This window comes from Roseateles sp., assembly GCF_031397715.1.
Lineage (GTDB): Bacteria > Pseudomonadota > Gammaproteobacteria > Burkholderiales > Burkholderiaceae_C > Paucibacter_A.
Genome location: NZ_JANNMI010000387.1, coordinates 1 through 3,124, shown reverse-complemented (window position 1 = coordinate 3,124; position 3,124 = coordinate 1). Strand labels below are relative to the sequence as shown.

Genomic DNA, 3,124 nt, shown 5'->3' with positions numbered 1-3,124 from the left:
CGGCAGTTCACTGGCTTCGAAGAACATGCCGCCGGCCTCATAGGTCTGCTGCAGGTCGATCAAAGCCGGCCCGCGGTCGCGCGAGTCGCCATGCACATGCTCGAACATATGCAGGCTGGTGGCGCGGCCGCGGTCGAAACTCTCGACATAGCGAGCCTCGACCTCGTAGGCATCGCCCTGCTGCAGCGTGCCCATCAGCGCCTTCAGCTCGGCCAGGCGGGCGGGGCTCAAGGCACCCTCCTCCGTCAGCACGGAGAACAGCTCCGGCAAGGCCGCGCGCATTTCGGCATGCGGATAGTCGAGCAGGCGGGCCAGCACACGACAGGATTTAGAAACAATAGCTGCTTTCATTTTTTCTGCCTCAGACGGTGGCTTTGATCGGAATCGTGCGCTTCTTGGCCCCGCCGAACAGGCTGGTTTCGGTCTGCCCGTCGGAGCAACCGTTGCCGAAGCTGAAGCCGCAACCGCCGCGCACATCAAAGGTGTTCTCGGCGTATTCGCGGTGCGTGGTCGGGATCACGAAGCGGTCCTCGTAATTGGCAATCGCCATGGTCTGGTACATGTCCTCGACCTCGTGTTTGAGCAGGCCGACCTGGTCCAGCACCGCCTTGTTCTCAAAGCCGTCCACATGCTTGCTGCGCTGATAAGCACGCATTGCCAGCATCCGCTCCAGCGCCCGCTCGACCGGCGGCACATCGCCGGCGGTCAGCAAGTTGGCCAGGTACTGGACCGGGATGCGCAACTGCTTGACGTCGGGGATCTGGCCATTGATACCGAGCTGGCCCGAGTTGGCGGCCGCGCTGATGGGAGAGAGCGGCGGCACATACCAGACCATCGGCAGCGTGCGGTACTCGGGGTGCAGCGGCAGCGCCACCTTCCACTCGACCGCCATCTTGTAGACCGGGCTCTTGCGGGCGGACGCCATCCAGGCATCCGGAATGCCGTCAATGCGCGCCTGCGCGATCACCTTCGGATCATTCGGGTCCAAGAAGATGTCTAGTTGCGCCTGATAAAGATCCTTGTCATTGACGACGCTGGCCGCTTCCTGAATCCGGTCCGCGTCATACAGCAGCACGCCCAAATAACGGATTCGTCCGACGCAGGTTTCCGAGCAGACCGTGGGCTGACCGGCCTCAATGCGCGGATAGCAAAAAATACACTTCTCGGCCTTGCCGGACTGCCAGTTGTAATAAATCTTCTTGTAAGGGCAACCCGACACGCACATGCGCCAGCCCCGGCACTTGTCCTGGTCGATCAGCACAATGCCGTCTTCCTCGCGCTTGTAGATCGAGCCTGAGGGGCAACTCGCCACACAGGCCGGATTCAGGCAATGCTCACACAGGCGCGGCAAATACATCATGAAGGTGTTCTCGAACTGACCGTACATCTCTTTTTGTACGTTCTCGAAATTCACATCCTTGCTGCGCTTGGCGAACTCGCCGCCGAGGATTTCCTCCCAGTTCGGGCCCCATTCGATCTTCTCCATCCGCTTGCCGGTGATCAGACTGCGCGGGCGCGCGGTCGGCGTCGCCTTGGACTTGGGAGCAGACTGCAGATGGTCATAGTCGAAGGTGAAGGGCTCGTAGTAATCGTCGATCTCGGGCAGGTTGGGATTGGAGAAGATGCGCATCAACAACTTCCACTTACCGCCCTGACGTGGCTCGATGTCGCCGTTGGCCTTGCGGTGCCAGCCGCCGTTCCAGCGTTCCTGGTTCTCCCATTCCTTGGGGTAGCCGATGCCGGGCTTGGTCTCAACGTTGTTGAACCAGGCATATTCGACGCCGGGGCGATTCGTCCAGACGTTCTTGCAGGTGACCGAACAAGTGTGGCAACCAATGCACTTGTCCAGGTTCAGCACCATGCCGATTTGAGCGCGCACTTTCATCGCGTGACTCCTTGAATGAATAACTTGCTAGCTAAAGGGATTCGAGAGACCGGATTCGAAAGCCACGGGGGTGCGAACTGTGTCTAATAGAAGCAAGGAGCTGGCTATCAGTCCGCACACCCGGGCCGTCGAAACTGGTTTCGTCTTCATGTTTCAGGCGTGCGCTGCGGCGGCGCTGTGGGTCGGCTCATCGTCCAGCCAATCCACGCGGGCCATCTTGCGCACCAACACGAACTCATCGCGGTTGGTGCCAATCGTGCCGTAGTAGTTGAAGCCATAGCTCAGCTGGGCATAACCACCAATCATGTGGGTCGGTTTGGTGACGATGCGGGTGACCGAGTTGTGGATACCGCCGCGCATGCCGGTGATCTCGCTGCCCGGGGTGTTGATGATCTTCTCTTGCGAGTGATACATCATCACCATGCCGTTCTTGACCCGCTGGCTGACCACGGCGCGTGCCGCAATCGCGCCGTTCGAGTTGAACAACTCGACCCAGTCGTTATCGACAATGCCGGCCGACTTGGCGTCGTCCTCGCTGATCCAGATCACCGAGCCGCCGCGGTTCAGCGTCAACATCATGATGTTGTCGCTATAGGTCGAGTGGATGCCCCACTTCTGGTGCGGCGTGATGAAGTTCAGGGCGATTTCTTGATTGCCATTGGGTTTGAGCCCCTGCACTTCCACGAGGGTTTTCAAATCGACCGGCGGCCGATAGCTGCAAAAGCCCTCGCCGAAGGCCTGCATCCAGGCGTGGTCCTGGTAGAACTGCTGACGGCCGGTCAGAGTGCGCCATGGGATCAGTTCATGCACATTGGTGTAGCCGGCGTTGTAGCTGACTTTTTCGCTCTCCAGTCCCGACCAGGTCGGGCTGGAGATGATCTTGCGCGGCTGCGCCTGGATATCGCGGAAGCGAATCTTTTCGTCCTCGCGGTGCAGCGCCAAGTGGGCGTGTTCGCGGCCGGTTTGCTTGCTCAAAGCCTCCCAGGCCTTGACCGCCACATGGCCATTGGTCTCGGGCGCCAGTTGCAGCACGACCTCGGCCGCATCGATATCGGTCTCGATCTTGGGCATGCCTTTGGTCACGCCCTCGTCGCGGACGCGGCCGTTCAGGTCACCGAGCTGTTCGACCTCGGTCTCGGTGTTCCAGCTGATGCCCTTGCCGCCATTGCCTTGCCTGTTCATCAAGGGGCCCAGTGCCGTGAAACGCTTGTACAGATTCGGGTAGTCGCGCTCGACCAC

3 protein-coding genes are annotated in these 3,124 nt (G+C 60.2%); all 3 read right to left on the bottom strand.

From position 1 onward, the window contains the following. The coding region (gene narJ / locus RMO57_RS16710; RefSeq protein ID WP_310388522.1) for a nitrate reductase molybdenum cofactor assembly chaperone at nt 1-351 on the bottom strand (351 nt) is incomplete at its 3' end. 10 nt (nt 352-361) lie between these two features. Then, the gene (narH, locus tag RMO57_RS16705) at nt 362-1,885 is read right to left on the bottom strand and encodes a nitrate reductase subunit beta (protein WP_310388520.1); all 1,524 of its coding nucleotides are present in this window, start codon (nt 1,883-1,885) and stop codon (nt 362-364) included. 153 nt (nt 1,886-2,038) lie between these two features. Beyond that, on the bottom strand, nt 2,039-3,124 hold a 1,086-nt coding region (locus tag RMO57_RS16700; RefSeq protein ID WP_310388518.1), incomplete at its 5' end, for a molybdopterin dinucleotide binding domain-containing protein.

Coding starts and splice junctions, on each gene's coding strand:
- narH (WP_310388520.1), bottom strand. CDS start 1,885: ATGAAAGTGCGCGCTCAAATCGGCATGGTGCTGAACCTGGACAAGTGC.